The sequence below is a fragment of the Nitrosomonas sp. genome (assembly GCA_016703745.1).
Classification (GTDB): Bacteria; Pseudomonadota; Gammaproteobacteria; order Burkholderiales; family Nitrosomonadaceae; genus Nitrosomonas.
In genome coordinates this window covers 1-13,652 of record JADJBK010000007.1, presented here as the reverse complement: position 1 = coordinate 13,652, position 13,652 = coordinate 1, and the positions used below count along the sequence as shown (strand labels likewise).

Annotated in this window: 11 protein-coding genes and 4 pseudogenes; 4 read left to right on the top strand and 11 right to left on the bottom strand. The window is 46.5% G+C overall.

Annotation, left to right across the window (positions count from 1 at the left end):
* The first annotated feature begins 124 nt into the window (after positions 1-124).
* The 3 genes from IPG31_13230 to IPG31_13220 all read left to right on the top strand — a co-directional run bounded on the left by IPG31_13230 (position 125) and on the right by IPG31_13220 (position 2,604).
* Positions 125-739, top strand: a complete 615-nt coding sequence (locus IPG31_13230) for a recombinase family protein (protein MBK6619257.1) — start codon at positions 125-127, stop codon at positions 737-739.
* Positions 740-1,114: 375 nt separating this feature from the next.
* Complete coding sequence (locus tag IPG31_13225) at positions 1,115-1,693, top strand: hypothetical protein (protein ID MBK6619256.1); 579 nt, start codon at positions 1,115-1,117, stop codon at positions 1,691-1,693.
* Positions 1,694-1,728: 35 nt separating this feature from the next.
* Positions 1,729-2,604, top strand: coding sequence for a hypothetical protein (locus IPG31_13220; GenBank protein ID MBK6619255.1), 876 nt, complete (start codon positions 1,729-1,731; stop codon positions 2,602-2,604).
* A gap of 796 nt (positions 2,605-3,400) precedes the next feature.
* On the opposite strand, the pseudogene IPG31_13215 reads toward IPG31_13220, so the two are convergent.
* Positions 3,401-3,625 (bottom strand): annotated as a pseudogene (locus IPG31_13215) (transposase).
* A 50-nt stretch (positions 3,626-3,675) separates the two neighbouring features.
* Positions 3,676-4,853, bottom strand: a protein-coding gene (locus IPG31_13210) for an IS3 family transposase (protein ID MBK6619254.1) whose coding sequence is annotated in 2 segments (ribosomal slippage) — positions 3,676-4,580 and positions 4,580-4,853 — 1,179 coding nt in all. Because the reading frame shifts where the segments join, the coding sequence is not laid out codon by codon here.
* Positions 4,854-5,097: 244 nt separating this feature from the next.
* On the opposite strand from IPG31_13210, the gene IPG31_13205 reads away from it, so the two are divergent.
* Positions 5,098-6,051: an IS5 family transposase gene (locus IPG31_13205; GenBank protein MBK6619253.1), complete on the top strand. Its 954-nt coding sequence runs from the start codon at positions 5,098-5,100 to the stop codon at positions 6,049-6,051.
* A gap of 66 nt (positions 6,052-6,117) precedes the next feature.
* On the opposite strand, the pseudogene IPG31_13200 reads toward IPG31_13205, so the two are convergent.
* The 9 genes and pseudogenes from IPG31_13200 to IPG31_13160 all read right to left on the bottom strand — a co-directional run bounded on the left by IPG31_13200 (position 6,118) and on the right by IPG31_13160 (position 13,407).
* Positions 6,118-7,150, bottom strand: a pseudogene (locus tag IPG31_13200) (virulence RhuM family protein).
* 62 nt (positions 7,151-7,212) lie between these two features.
* On the bottom strand, positions 7,213-7,575 hold the full coding sequence (locus IPG31_13195; GenBank protein MBK6619252.1) for a restriction endonuclease subunit S: 363 nt from the start codon (positions 7,573-7,575) through the stop codon (positions 7,213-7,215).
* The gene (locus tag IPG31_13190) at positions 7,559-8,353 is read right to left on the bottom strand and encodes a restriction endonuclease subunit S (protein ID MBK6619251.1); all 795 of its coding nucleotides are present in this window, start codon (positions 8,351-8,353) and stop codon (positions 7,559-7,561) included. Before IPG31_13190 ends, IPG31_13195 begins: the two co-directional genes overlap by 17 nt.
* A pseudogene (locus tag IPG31_13185) lies at positions 8,350-9,920 on the bottom strand (type I restriction-modification system subunit M). Before IPG31_13185 ends, IPG31_13190 begins: the two are co-directional and overlap by 4 nt.
* 96 nt (positions 9,921-10,016) lie before the next feature.
* Positions 10,017-10,220 carry a helix-turn-helix transcriptional regulator gene (locus IPG31_13180; GenBank protein ID MBK6619250.1) on the bottom strand — a complete coding sequence of 68 codons (204 nt, stop codon included), beginning with the start codon at positions 10,218-10,220 and terminating at the stop codon, positions 10,017-10,019.
* Positions 10,221-10,383: 163 nt separating this feature from the next.
* Positions 10,384-10,806, bottom strand: coding sequence for a hypothetical protein (locus IPG31_13175; protein ID MBK6619249.1), 423 nt, complete (start codon positions 10,804-10,806; stop codon positions 10,384-10,386).
* Between the two features lie 67 nt (positions 10,807-10,873).
* Complete coding sequence (locus IPG31_13170; GenBank protein ID MBK6619248.1) at positions 10,874-11,704, bottom strand: toprim domain-containing protein; 831 nt, start codon at positions 11,702-11,704, stop codon at positions 10,874-10,876.
* A pseudogene (locus IPG31_13165) lies at positions 11,683-13,178 on the bottom strand (DUF1738 domain-containing protein). Before IPG31_13165 ends, IPG31_13170 begins: the two are co-directional and overlap by 22 nt.
* A 22-nt stretch (positions 13,179-13,200) precedes the next feature.
* Positions 13,201-13,407 carry a conjugal transfer protein TraD gene (locus IPG31_13160; GenBank protein MBK6619247.1) on the bottom strand — a complete coding sequence of 69 codons (207 nt, stop codon included), beginning with the start codon at positions 13,405-13,407 and terminating at the stop codon, positions 13,201-13,203.
* Between the last annotated feature and the right edge of the window lie 245 nt (positions 13,408-13,652).

Here is a 13,652-nt window from a genome sequence, read left to right as displayed (position 1 = left end):
ACAAGCCGTATGAACCTTTTGCATTCCTTAGAATAAATGACGGGTTAAGTGACAAATTTTGACGGCCTAAACTTTCCGGTGCACACTGTCACATAATCGAACGTATATGTGACAGGAGGAATAGGTGCTGATTGGCTACATGCGAGTTTCAAAAGCGGACGGATCACAGTCGACGGACTTACAGAAAGATGCTCTGCTGTCTGCGGGTGTTGATCCTTACCAGCTCTATGAGGATCAAGCTTCCGGTAAGCGCGAAGACCGGCCAGGACTCGCGGCGTGCCTCAAAGCACTACGCAAAGGGGATACGCTCCTGGTGTGGAAGCTGGACCGCCTCGGGCGCAACTTGCGGCACTTGATCAACACCGTGCATGACCTTACCTCGAAAGGAGTTGGACTCAAAGTGCTCACTGGGCATGGCGCGGCCATTGATACAACCAGCGCTGCCGGGAAACTGGTTTTCGGTATTTTCGCAGCTTTGGCCGAATTCGAGCGGGAACTGATTGCAGAACGTACCAAAGCTGGCTTGGCTTCAGCCCGGGCACGTGGCAGAAAAGGCGGTCGCCCTTTCAAGATGACTACTGCGAAACTCCGATTGGCTATGGCGGCAATGGGTCAGCCAGAAACTAAGGTGAGTGATTTGTGCCAGGAACTCGGTATCACGCGGCAAACGCTGTATAGACATCTTTCACCAAAAGGTGAGCTGCGCCCAGATGGGAAAAAATTGGTGACCGGGCAGTAGACCGGTGAAAGTGCTGTTTAAAGAAAGAGAGAAAATAGTCGTTAATGACATTTAATAAACATGATCGCATTGCCCTATCTATTTATACTGCTTGCTCACAAAATTTTGGTTTCTATGTGAAACAAACATTTGTATTTATTGACAAATAAATAATATAACTGCAAAAATTTGACTAACAAAGTGTATATTAAATCGTCTTCTTAACTATTAATTTATTTACATAAATGAATTTAAATAAAGTTAATAGTGTCAACTCCGATTTTTTGGACAAAATGTCTTATATATTGTGTTGGGCGGCAAGACAAACGAACCTGCGTCAGCCCAGTATGCTCATGCCGTAGGGTCATGTCACTCGGCAATAAGACTGGGGGACGAATGGAACAAAATAAAACAGCTATTTCTCACGCTTTGGAACGTATCTATAAAGAGGCGGGTAACTTTGTCGTTATCGGATTGACTGGCCGTACTGGGTCGGGATGTTCAACGGCCGCCAGCGTGTTGTCATCTAAGGCTCTAGATTTACCTGATGTCAGTCAGTCTCATTACGACGGCAATGAGAAAAGAAAATTTCGCATTGTTAAATCCTACATAGAAAAAAACTGGACATCGTTTCATTGGCTGCAGGTTCGCTCCATTATAACAAGATACATTTTGACCCTGAATTTCAAGTGTCTAATAATAAACGTATCTAACATACTTGAAATAGAAATAGCCGTAATAAAGAAAAGTCTTGATCCATTTAAGACGGAATACGACGATGCGCATGACAAGATAAAAGAATATTTGGCGCTAACAGAAAAAACAAGTGATCAAATTAATTTAAAGAAAGAGACCGCTTATCAAATCTATTTCAAGTGGCTGCCGAGTTTTTCTGACAAATTTAGAGAGCGCCTAAGAGGCATTTCTCAAAATTCGTATACCAAGTTCTACCAAGCGGTCGGGGACAACAAGTAGTTGCAGTGGGGCGTCATGAGTAAAGGAGAAGGTACATGAAAAGGGAAATGTCAATTAACTTTCCTGCGTTAATTGTCCTAATATTAAGTATGACAGGATGTGCTTCAGTGCATTATATGAAAATGTCACCTATCAAAACTGAGGGACAAGAGTTTGTTTATGATGATGGAAAGGAAACGATCATATCTAAGAAAACACACTTTGTAACGCTAGCCCCTTATAGCCACCTGAATAACGCAACCTCATTTACATCATATGTTTTGTATGTACAAAATTTAGGCAAAGAGTTTATAAATATAAGTAGTGACAATATTCGTGTTTCGTTAAAGGTAAAAAGTGCTGGTCAGCCTGCCTCTAATACTCAACCAATAAACGTACTGTCTTACTCAGATATAATGATGGAAATAGAGGAAGAAGGAGGGAGACGTAAAAGAGCTGCGGCATGGGCTGCTGCTGCAGGCGCACTAAGTGCATCAAGTGCGGCTTATAGTACTTCAACTACATATAATACTGGTAGAACATACGGATCCTATAGTGGCTATGGAAGTTACGGATACAGACCATATACTGCTGGTATATCTGGCAACTACTCTGGTTCATACAGTGGTATTTCTACCACAACCACTTATGACCCAGCTAAAGCGCGAATATTGGCGAACCAGAATAGTCAAAATTTTAGAAATAACTTAGACTCAATAGCAGCCAGTGCCCAGAACAGCAGACAATTAGCGGAACAACTAGTTATGAAAGCGCAAACAATAGCACCTGGTGAAGGGCATGGGGGGTTGATAGTCACCGATACTAGGGGATTAACTCATAAAACCGAAGGTGAATTTGAGATCGAAGTCGACGTGGGAGATGAACGGCATGTTTTTTTTGTGAGACGGTCATTCTATAAGAACGAAAAATAGTAACTCAGGAGTAAGAAGGGGCAGTCCTACATTTAATATTTTAAAATATAGACCTGTCCCCCAAGAGTGCTCGCCTCTGAACTCAGTTGTTAGGTGTAACGGCTCGCGTTTGAAACCGGCCAAGCTCGCATTTGACGCCGTTGCTGGCTCAGATTAACTGCAACTGAAATAACCAGCGGGCTCACATTATCTGCAAATGAGCTTGCATTTATCCGCGCCGGCTTGCATTCCAGGGTCGTGGGCTCGCGATAATTGCAAATGTAATGTCTGTCTCCAGACCATCCACAATAGACGCAATGCAATGCAGCGAGCTTCTGAATACAAGCCGACTGTCCGATTTCGACGCACAGCAGTCAGATAGACTTTCTGAAAGCAGACACGTGCCAGGTGAAGGGTGCGGAGCGAGCAGGCGAAGCCCGCATGATGGGTAGCCACTCGCGAGGTAATGAACTGACAACATTCGTCGCGTCTCTCTATTTGACTAAACGTAAAAAGATTACTAGAAGAATGGACAGCCACAGAGCGATCGCGACTACGCGTGCGCCATCACGAATGGAGTTCCGTGCAGCCGTCCAGTGTCTGCGTTTCGGGTCGATAGACTCGACACGCCAAAAATCAATGTAGAACCTCTCAAGATAGTCGTCGAGCTTTCGCCGTCTTGTGTAAAACGCTAGAAACCAACGGGTTCCCCAATATTGGTTCACCCCAGCGCTCGTAAGGCGCGAGAAGGTGCTCTACCAACTGCGTAGCACATCCACTGGCTTATTATAGCATTCGGATGCAAAAGGTTTCCTGATTAGTTACTTGTCTCAGAAATTCTCAATGTACCGAGCGGAAGAGGTTCTGTCGTTGCGGCGGCGCGCAGCAATCGCGGCACCATGGCAGCCAAATCAAAACGGCGATTGAAGCGATAGGAGAATTCTGCAAGATAGCGCTGTGCATACTTGGCGTGATTGAATGCATGGTATGTTCCACTGAAGGCAGTCTTGAGATTGCCAGGAAGCGTATTGACCCAGCGAAACTCGGCACGCTGCACAGTGATATGTGCTGTCAAAAATGGAGTCCATCGGTTTAAGCAACAAGCAGATTTGCATAGTATTGCTGCGTGAATTGTGCTGGTGACAAGTAGCCCAGCCTTTTCTGTTTTCGCTGCCGGTTATAGAAGATTTCTATATATTCGGTAATCTCCTGAATGGCTTGTTGTCGTGTTTTGAATCTCCGATGATGCACCAGCTCGGTTTTAAGTATTCCCCAGAAACTTTCCATCGGCGCGTTATCATAGCAATCACCCTTGCGACTCATGGAAGCGATCATGCCAAATTGTTGCAATAAATTCTGGTAATCATGTGCACAGTATTGGCTGCCGCGATCTGAGTGAGCAATCAGTCCCTTACCGGGATGTTTACTTGCAGTTGCACGAAATAATGCCTGTATAACCAGGCTCCTAGTCATTCTCTCATTCATGGCATAGCCTACCAGCTCTCCATTAAACAGATCCTTTACGCCAGCTAAATACAACCAACCTTCGTCTGTAGGGATGTAAGTGATGTCACTGACCCACACTTTACCCGGTGCGTTAACAGCAAATTCCCGGTTCAGAATATTGGGCGCAACCGGTAAATGATGTTTAGAATCGGTTGTCGCCTTGAGTTTCAGTTTTTGCTTACAACGCAAGTTCAATTTCTTGCGCAATGTTCTAACGCGGTATGGTGTGGTTTGTACTCCGTGATCCGCCAAGTCATGATGCAAGCGCTCGGCACTGTAGGTCTCTCGTGTACGTTGGTGTGCGGCCAGTATTTCTATTTCCAGTCTTGCATTCTCCTGCTTACGCTTACAGACTGGGCGAGTCCTTTGGACATGAAAGCCGCTCTCGGAAACATCAAATGCCCGGCACATGAGCGCAATCGGATATCTTTGTCGCATCGATTCAATCAGACCGTATCTCACCGCGACCCCTTCGCGAAATACGTCGCACACTTTTTTATAAAGTCACGCTCCATCTTCACTTCTGCTAATTCTCGTTTAACTCTGGATAGCTCTAATTCAACTTCAGTCAGCGGCTTCTGATGCTTACCTACCAATGCGAGTTCTCCTCGTTTGTCAGCATAAACCCAATTCTTTAATGTTCCTTTCGGTAAAGATAGCCGTTTTGCCGCCTCAACCAAAGTTAATCCACTTTCTTTAAAAAACTTAACTGATTGCTCCCTAAATTCCTGGCTATATTGTGCGCGGCGTAATTCCATCTCCATCCTCCATTTCATGTCTTCATTTTATGAAACTTCGGACTCCATGAAAATCAGCATACCTCAGCTTTCTTTCGTTAATGCGACAGAACCAACCGACTCTCAGGTAACTTTTTAAAGCCTCATGATTATTTGGCTATCGTAATACTCGGCACACCGTTGCGAGGGGCGTTGTTGAATAAATCGAACTGTCGGTAAAAAGATGGCACATCTGGCATAATTCTGCAGGATTTCACCTGCAGAGAAGCCAATGCCTTATAAACACAACGAAAGTCGCCGTCATAAGATCGAAAAATCTCGTTATAAAGTGATGAACTGGCATGAGTATAACAACGGATTGCGGCGACGGGGTGATATCACGATTTGGTTTACGGAAGCGGCAATTGCTGAGTGGCGCCCCACCAGAACGGGAGCTCGCGGCAGGCCGCAGGAATATTCTAATCTCGCCATAGAAACAGCTCTATTTATCCGCCAGGTCTTCCATCTGCCCTTACGTCAAACCGAAGGTTTCATGAACTCGCTTGCCGGTATCATGAAAGTTGACATCACCATTCCTGACTTCAGTAGCCTGTCCAGGCGCAGCATTAAGTTACCTCAGCATACCCTAACCAAAGCGATGGAACCGGGTAGTCTTGTTATTGTTGATTCAACCGGTCTCAAGGTTTACGGCAAAGACGACTGGCACCAGGAAAAGCATGACGTTGCGGCCCGGCGCACTTGGCGTAAATTGCATCTTGCGGTCGATGAGAACCATCAATTGCTGGCGTGCGAACTGACCCCACCTGAAATAGGCGACCCCACTGCAATCCCGGATTTGCTTGCCCAAATTGATACGCCTTTTGATACCTTCATCGCCGATGGCGCCTATGATGGTGAACCGATTTCCCAGGCGGTTTTGAATCATCAACCTGATGCACAAGTGATCATTCCACCGCACAAGACTGCCGTCCGCTCCGCTACAGGCGACAGTCAGCGGGACGGTCATATCAGGGTAATTGAACAGCATGGCCGCATTGCTTGGCAAAAGAAGACAGGATATGGTTTGCGCAACTATGCCGAGCTTGCCGTGCAACGCTACAAGCGTATTTTTGGCAACGCCATGAAAGCGCGTGCACTCCCACAGCAAAAAACAGAAGCGTGGATTAGTGCGTCTGCACTCAACAGAATGGCCAATCTAGGCATGCCGGTGTCCGTAAAACTCTAACAATTAACGGCAGAACGGAGCCATTTGGCTCATTTTGATTTATTCAACAACGCCTTTTATAATCCGTCATGCGTCTTTATCCTTGCTGTTCAGTAGCTTTTTTATTTCGCGATCAAAGTCTGATTCGATGCGTTGTTGCTTGTTGAATTTGTCGTATTCCGCATGGGCCTTTTGCTCTGCCAGCTGGCGCGACACTTTTCCGAAACCTTCCAGAATTTGATATTCATTAAAGGCGAGGAACTTGTTCACGCTCTCGGTAAACGCTTCCATGGTGAAGGTGTTACGCCGCTCTATGATGCCCTCGATGTAGTCAAAAAAAGCCGATACGCTGCGTTCCAGCTTTTTGATTTCATCTTCACTTAAATAATTTTTGGCCGCTGAAGCGTCCGATTTTAATACCCGCCCGTCCGGTGCATTTTTTATAGGTGCTCATGCCCATCAGGGGTTTGCTGGCATCGGCCTTCAGCGCAATGATTTCGGCGGCGGTATGGCCGGTGATAGCAAAATGAAACTTGTCCTGCACATGAGCGTAAAACAGCCGGGTGGTTTTTGATTTTGGATCGTAATCAATACTGCACTCGGCGAAAATATCGGTAATCTGCTGGTAAATGCGCCGCTCGCTGGCGCGGATGGAGCGTACCCGCTCCAGCAACTCGCGGAAGTAGTCCTTGCCAAAAAAGCGGCCATTTTTCAGGCGCTCATCATCCATGGCAAAGCCCTTGATAATGTACTCTTTGATGAGTGCTGTCGCCCAGATGCGGAATTGGGTAGCTTGGGTAGAATTGACCCGGTAACCGACAGAAATCACAGCATCCAGGTTGTAGTATTCGAGCTTACGCTTAACTTCGCGCCTCCCTTCTTGCTGAACTGTTTCCAAAAGGGAAATAGTTGCCTTTTGATCTAATTCACCGCTTGAATAGATATTCTCTAAATGCTTGGAAATGGCCGGTACGCCCACGCCAAACAGCTCGGCCATACGCTTTTGCGTCAGCCACAGAGTTTCGCCACTGAGCAGCACCTCGACTTTCACCGCCCCACTGGGTGCGGTGTAAAGCAGGAACTCCGTGCTTTGGTCTTGCAGGCTTAATTGCTTGGTCATAGGGTTCCTTCCTTATGGCTGTAGCTGGGAGCAGTTTGTCCCTACGGGTTTTAGATGATGCATTAGGCCGCTACCTCGGCACCCGGCTTGGGGAAGTTCAACAGCAAATCGCGGTAATACTCGTATTGCTTTTGGCGCAATTCAATTTCGCGGGGTAAGCCATCGCTGATGGAGTTGATTAGGGCATCGAATTTATCGAGAATAGAAACAATACGAGCTTGCTCAGCCAGCATTGGTAAGGGGACTTTAATTTCATTCAATATTGCTTGTGTAAGACTAGGCCTGCCAGAGCCAGTATCCAACTGCATTAAATCTAGCGTCTTCATAAAGTAATAGAAGAACTTAGGAATAATTTGGTCGGTATCAATCTCGGTGTAGTAAATCGTATCGACATTCCAAAATGGCGATTCAACATAAAAAGATATTTGTGATTGATCCTTTTCTTGGAATCAACACCGTTGGCTTGTCATAAGCAAAAGTGTCAACATACAGCATGACACCGCCAGAACCGTATACAGGAATATTTCCAGCCCCTAACTTCTTCCAGTCTTTACCATTTTTTATATTTACTACCGACCCCAACGTCTTCCACTCCACTTCCCCTTCTTCAAAGCTCAATAACTGCTCGCGGTAGTAGTTGTATTGTTTTTTGCGGGCGGTCAGCTCGGTGGTCAGCTCGGTGGTCAGCTCGGTGGTCAGCTCGGTGAAGGTGTCCAGAATACGGACGATTTCGGTTTGGATTTCTAGGGATTTTTTGGGGTTGTCTGGGCAGGGGATTGGAATTTCTAATCTAGCCAAATCAGACTTATTGACAGCAGGAACTCCACCTTCTTTTTTTAAACCTAATAACAATGCGCTTTTTGATTGAAAAAAATAGAAGATATATTTATTAATCAAAAAAGCATTATCAAGTGACTTCATCTTGTAGCACAAAGGACCTAACCAAAACGGATCTTTTTGATATCCTACATAACCGATCCCTCCTTGCCCTCGGGATGGAGTTGTAACCGTGTCACCTTCGCAATTGCTAGTTGCGCTATATCCTGACCTAGATGTACCAGCATTGATATAATCAAAATCTGTCGCACTATCAAGAATTTCAGATGGCTTTTGACCGGTATTAATCGCAACAACATCACCTAACGCCTTCCACTCTACCTCAACGCCATCAAGCAGCTTTTCCATATAACTCATGCTGCTCATGCTTCAACCTCATCGCCTTCAATCTCGGCAACAATCGCATCAATATCAATACGCAGTTGGGTGATCTTAGCGACAGTAATTTTTAGATCAGTATTTAGCTCAACAATGTTAGTCACTGTGCGGGTGTCTTTGGCTTCTACATAGCTGCTCACCGACAGGTTGTAGTCGTTAGCGGACACCTTCTCAAACGGTATGGATTGAGCGAAGTGTTCCACATTTGCTTTGCTATCGAACACCTGCATGATCTGTTCGATGTGGTCATGGGTAAGCGTGTTGGTATTGGTGTTTTTTTCAAATAAACCACTGGCATCAATAAACTGGGTGGTGGTGTCGGCTTTGTGTTTGGAGAGCACCAGAATGGTCACAGCAATGGTGGTTCCAAAAAACAGGTTGGGTGCGAGTGAAATAACCGTTTCCACATAGTTGTTATCTACCAGATATTTGCGAATTTTCTGCTCGGCACCGCCACGGTAAAAAATACCGGGAAAGCAAACAATGGCCGCGCGGCCTTTGCTGGATAAGTAACTTAGTGCATGCAGCACAAAGGCAAAGTCGGCTTTGGATTTAGGTGCGAGCACACCTGCTGGCGCAAAGCGATCATCGTTAATCAGGGTTGGGTCATCACTACCTATCCACTTCACCGAATAGGGCGGATTGGAGACGATGGCATCAAAGGGTTTATCATCCAGAAAGTGCGGGTCTGTTAAGGTGTTGCCCAGCTGCATATTGAACTTGTCGTAGTTGATGTTGTGCAAAAACATATTCATACGGGCAAGGTTGTAGGTGGTGTGGTTAATCTCCTGCCCCCAAAAGCCATCTTCAATAATGTGATTATCAAAGTGTTTTTTGGCTTGCAGCAGCAGCGAGCCAGAACCGGCCGCTGGATCATAAATTTTGTTAACGCTGGTTTGCTTGTGCATGGCAAGTTGGGCAATCAGCTTTGATACGTGCTGCGGGGTAAAAATTCACCACCGGATTTACCGGCATTGGCGGCATAGTTGGAGATGAGGAATTCGTAGGCATCGCCGAACAAGTCAATTTGCGCGGCATCAGGCTTTTCATAAAAATCATGGCCAAAATCCAAGCCTGCCACGCCTTTCAAAACGGCCGCTAAACGCAGATTTTTGTCTTTAACGGTATTACCGAGTCGGTTACTGGTGGTATCGAAATCGGCAAACAACCCTTTGATGTCCGGCTCAGAGGGGTAGCTATTAGCGGAGGCTTCGATAGCGGAAAAGATCGCGGCCAAATCGGTGTTCAGGCTTTCGTTGTTGTTGGCGTTTTTAGCCACAGTGGCAAACAACTGGCTTGGGTAGATGAAGTAACCCTTGGTTTTAATGGCATCGTCTTTGATGTCTGGCGTGATCACCTCATCGCTAAGCGCAGCGTAATGAATACTGTCGTCACCGGCCTCAATATAGAGAGCAAAGTTTTCGCTGATGAAGCGATAAAACAGGGTGCCCAGGACATATTGTTTAAAATCCCAGCCGTCTACTGAGCCGCGCACATCGTTGGCAATGGCCCAGATCTGGCGTTGTAGGGCGGCACGTTGTTGGATGCTTGTCATTCTGTAGTTCCTGTTGTTTTTTTTGGTATTAGTCGTTTATTGGATGTCGTTAAATGCCTTATCAAAGGGTCTTTATCTTTTAACGGACAAACCTGTTTATTGTTGGGTCAGCTCAAGTAGATCGCCTACTTGGCATTCAAACAGCAGGCACAGCTTCTCAATGGTTTCCAGATCCACTTTCTGCGCCGTTTCTTTATAGAGCAACGTCACCGTGGCGCGACTCAAGCCCGTTTCTCTGGCAACGTCGGCAATACGCATCTTGTGTTCGCCCATCATGCGGGCGAGATGGCAGCGGATCATGGCTTTACACTTTACGAATATTTGCGACAGAACCCATTAGAATTACTTCGTCACGCCTTCATGGGTAATCCACTTCAGCCTGCTTCATGCTGAGCTGTCACAAATATTTTTTGATAATTCTATATTGGTTTTTGTAAATTCCAACAAAACCACGCCATGCACATCAGGGTCCATTGCATTGATCTAGCCGAACCAACCTCGGCCAACGATCATGTATCCAGGCATACTCTGGCGGTGTGCTGACTGTTACCACATAAACCCGCAGCTCATCATTCCTTTCTGCCAATAGCCCTTGAATCATCATGCTTGTGCCTAAAGGTACCCAGTGGGATTGTTTCTCCTGATCTTTTTCCATGAACTGATCAGCGACAATTAAGACTGGCCTTGGATGCCATGGCTTCCATTTGCCACTCTTGATGGAATTGAGGCGTGCCCAACCGCCATTTGGAAATTTACCGAGGGCTTCGTCCTTGCGTCTGCCCCACGTTACCCAGGTGACATTGCCATTTCGTAAACGCACAGGCAGCCGCGCATCAGGTTGCGGGAAATAAATCTTCTGATTTTGGTATTCAATACCGCCGCACATCCTGCTCAACCTGTCGCCTAATTGAACGCTGCTTTGTTTGGAGAAAGGCAAAGAGATTGATCATTTTTTACCTGGCCAGTGCTCGTTTTTGCTGATTCTCCTGCTGGTTTTGTTCAAGACCGTTTGTCAATTTTCTAGCTCTGCCTTGATCCCTGGCTTGTTCCAATGCGCTCGCAGCAACAGAACCAACCTGGCGCTTAACACCCTCAACCCCTAAAGTGCTTTTATTCGCCAGATCATTAAAATCACTGAGCTTCATTGACACTTGCTCACCCGGTGCAAAAATCGGAAAAACTGCCTCGCCGTTCACCAGCTTTGCGGCTTCGATGGCTTTTTCCCGGCCAGGATTGGTACCATTGACCGATTCCTGTATGAAATCATCATCACCGGCGATCACAGTCGGCTTCTGCGGGTATCTTTCATGCAAGACTTGAGCGACCTTGGGCAGATTACCTGAATCAAATGCGGCAACCACCGGGCAATCCAGGCTTTGGGATAAAGTGTCGGCGGTCGCATAGCCTTCGGCGATGATGATCATCAGTGCATCGTCCAGGGCACCCACTCCTCTGCCCTGCCCATCAACCACGTAGAAATTACTTTCCTTTTTACTGCCGGTCACAAAAAACTTGCCTCCGCCAGGCTGTATGGTTTGCACACTCCAGATCTGGCCATCGATGTCTTGCACCGGTAACAATAAATCACCAGCGGTTAGAACAATACTGCCAGGATTTTCCTCACGCAATATCTTGGCTGCTTGCCAATCCTGACCGATTTTGATGATGGAGTCGTCTGGTAAATCATCCGCATTCTGTGGCACGATCTTTAAATCACCCGGTCGGGCATTTTTGTCCAACAGATAGGGATGCTCGGCATTGGCTAGCGGTGCGATTGCCAGCAATGCCTTGATTTCCCAGCCACCTTCAATTGCTGCTCGTGTTGCTCGATTTTTCTGTTTTGCTGCTGAATGACAGCTTGTGCCGAAAGTACTGCTTTTTGCTCGTCATTTAAAGAATACCCCTTGGCTTTCCAGCGTGTCTCGGACTTGGTGCGGTTATTGATAAAGTATCCGGCAGGATGACCGTCAAGATGCGCGACATAAAAGCCCGATTTTTCGCCGGAAACGTCATGCTCGACTTTAATTCTTTGTTTGCTGCCATCCATCACCGGATGATGGCCGTCTACAATGCAGCCATGAGAACGTAATAATTCGGTAAATTCCGCCTGAGGATCTATTGCAGGTTCCGGTTGGTTGGCTACATTCTCCGGCAACCAGCGTTCTAGTGCGCGAATATCAGCATTGTCTCCGACGTACCAGGACTTGGCATGATTGTCCCAGCTCGCACCGGCAGCTTTGGCCTGATCTTTTTCAACATAAGGGACAGCCAGGTATTGGCGGGTACTGTCGGCCAGTGCGTCCTGTTTGATCTGATCCATCCTGATTTCCTCCTGTTCAACAACTTTTTGTTGCTGTGAGAATGAAAGCACATAATCCTGAATTTTCTCAGCATCGGCAGCCGCACGAAATATTTCTTTCGGATCGTCTTCCAACACCTTAATCCATGAACCCACATAAGCAGCATGTTGTTCTGGATCATGACCAATACCCAGTTCACCACCTAAAATCATGCTGGCAATTTCAGCGCGTAATTCTTCTTTGCGTATGCTTCACTACCAAAAGGATTACCCAGATCACGATTAAGACGTGACTCATGCCCAGTCCAATGACCCAGTTCATGCAATGCGGTTGCGTAATATTGATCCGGCCTTTGAAATTGCTCTTTGTGCGGCAGGTGAATCTCGTCAGATGATGATCGGTAAAATGCCCGGTCATTTTGCCCATGATGGATGACGGCTTTGGATGCCTGTAATATTTGCTCAGCACGCTCTATCGGTTCCCAGTCAGGGGATGTAATCTCAAGTCTGGGTAGATTATCAATCTGTTCAGCATTAAACACCGTGGCGTAAAACGCTTTTGGACGTTCGAGCTTGAATTGTTCTTTAACAGGCTTGCCTTCGCTGTTCAGAATGGGCTGACCATGCTCATCTTTTTTAATGCGCTCATCATTGAACTTCCAGTATTGAATCAGGATGCTTTTCTCACCCTTGCGCACTTGCGCGCCCAGACTTGCTGCCTGTCTATACGTCATCCAGCGCGGATCAGTACGCCCCTGACTCATCAGATGGAGGATATTAATTCCACGGTAGCGTTTACCAGTTGTTGGATTGTGGGGTAATGTTAAAAGTGGATCACCGGGTTTCCACGGCTTTTGCCAGGGTGCAGTGCCCTGCCTGAGCTGTTTAATGAGGTTCTCAGCGACGGTTTCGTGAAATGATTTTTTTGGCTTGGTAGCATCGTTACGATTGGGTTTCATCGGATTACCTTAGCTATTATGATTAGGTGTGCTCGATTACATCAATGGCGCTTTCCCAGGCATCTTGTTCGCTCAGCGCATCTTCTTCAAATGCACCGATCCTGTCCGCTTCCAGCGGATTGAATTCAGCCGCAAAGCCCGGTGTTTCCATGTCGATGAGCTTCTCGTCAATCACTTCATCCATGGTTTTCAGGTCTGGTTCCTGACTTTCATTTTCTGACTTTTTCATTACACGCACTCCTTTTACAAAACACAAATGTGCCATCGGGTTTTTGCCCTGAATAAGGCAGCGGCAATGTCCATCGTGTACCCTCGTACTTAGGATGGTTGCCCACTGAGTTACACACAGGGTTATCCCCTGTATTTTGTGGATAACCCTGTCCATTATAAACAGCGAATCGGAATAAAACCTCGCATTACTTTTCTTGACGATTTGCTGTAATCAGGTAATTTTCGAGCCAGACTGCCCATTTT

Excerpts from the sequence above, each read along its gene's own strand:
- IPG31_13225 (MBK6619256.1), top strand. The coding sequence starts at position 1,115 with ATGGAACAAAATAAAACAGCTATTTCTCACGCTTTGGAACGTATCTAT.
- IPG31_13220 (MBK6619255.1), top strand. The coding sequence starts at position 1,729 with ATGAAAAGGGAAATGTCAATTAACTTTCCTGCGTTAATTGTCCTAATA.
- IPG31_13205 (MBK6619253.1), top strand. The coding sequence starts at position 5,098 with ATGCCTTATAAACACAACGAAAGTCGCCGTCATAAGATCGAAAAATCT.
- IPG31_13190 (MBK6619251.1), bottom strand. The coding sequence starts at position 8,353 with ATGAGCAGCATGAGTTATATGGAAAAGCTGCTTGATGGCGTTGAGGTA.
- IPG31_13180 (MBK6619250.1), bottom strand. The coding sequence starts at position 10,220 with ATGATCCGCTGCCATCTCGCCCGCATGATGGGCGAACACAAGATGCGT.
- IPG31_13175 (MBK6619249.1), bottom strand. The coding sequence starts at position 10,806 with ATGTGCGGCGGTATTGAATACCAAAATCAGAAGATTTATTTCCCGCAA.
- IPG31_13160 (MBK6619247.1), bottom strand. The coding sequence starts at position 13,407 with ATGAAAAAGTCAGAAAATGAAAGTCAGGAACCAGACCTGAAAACCATG.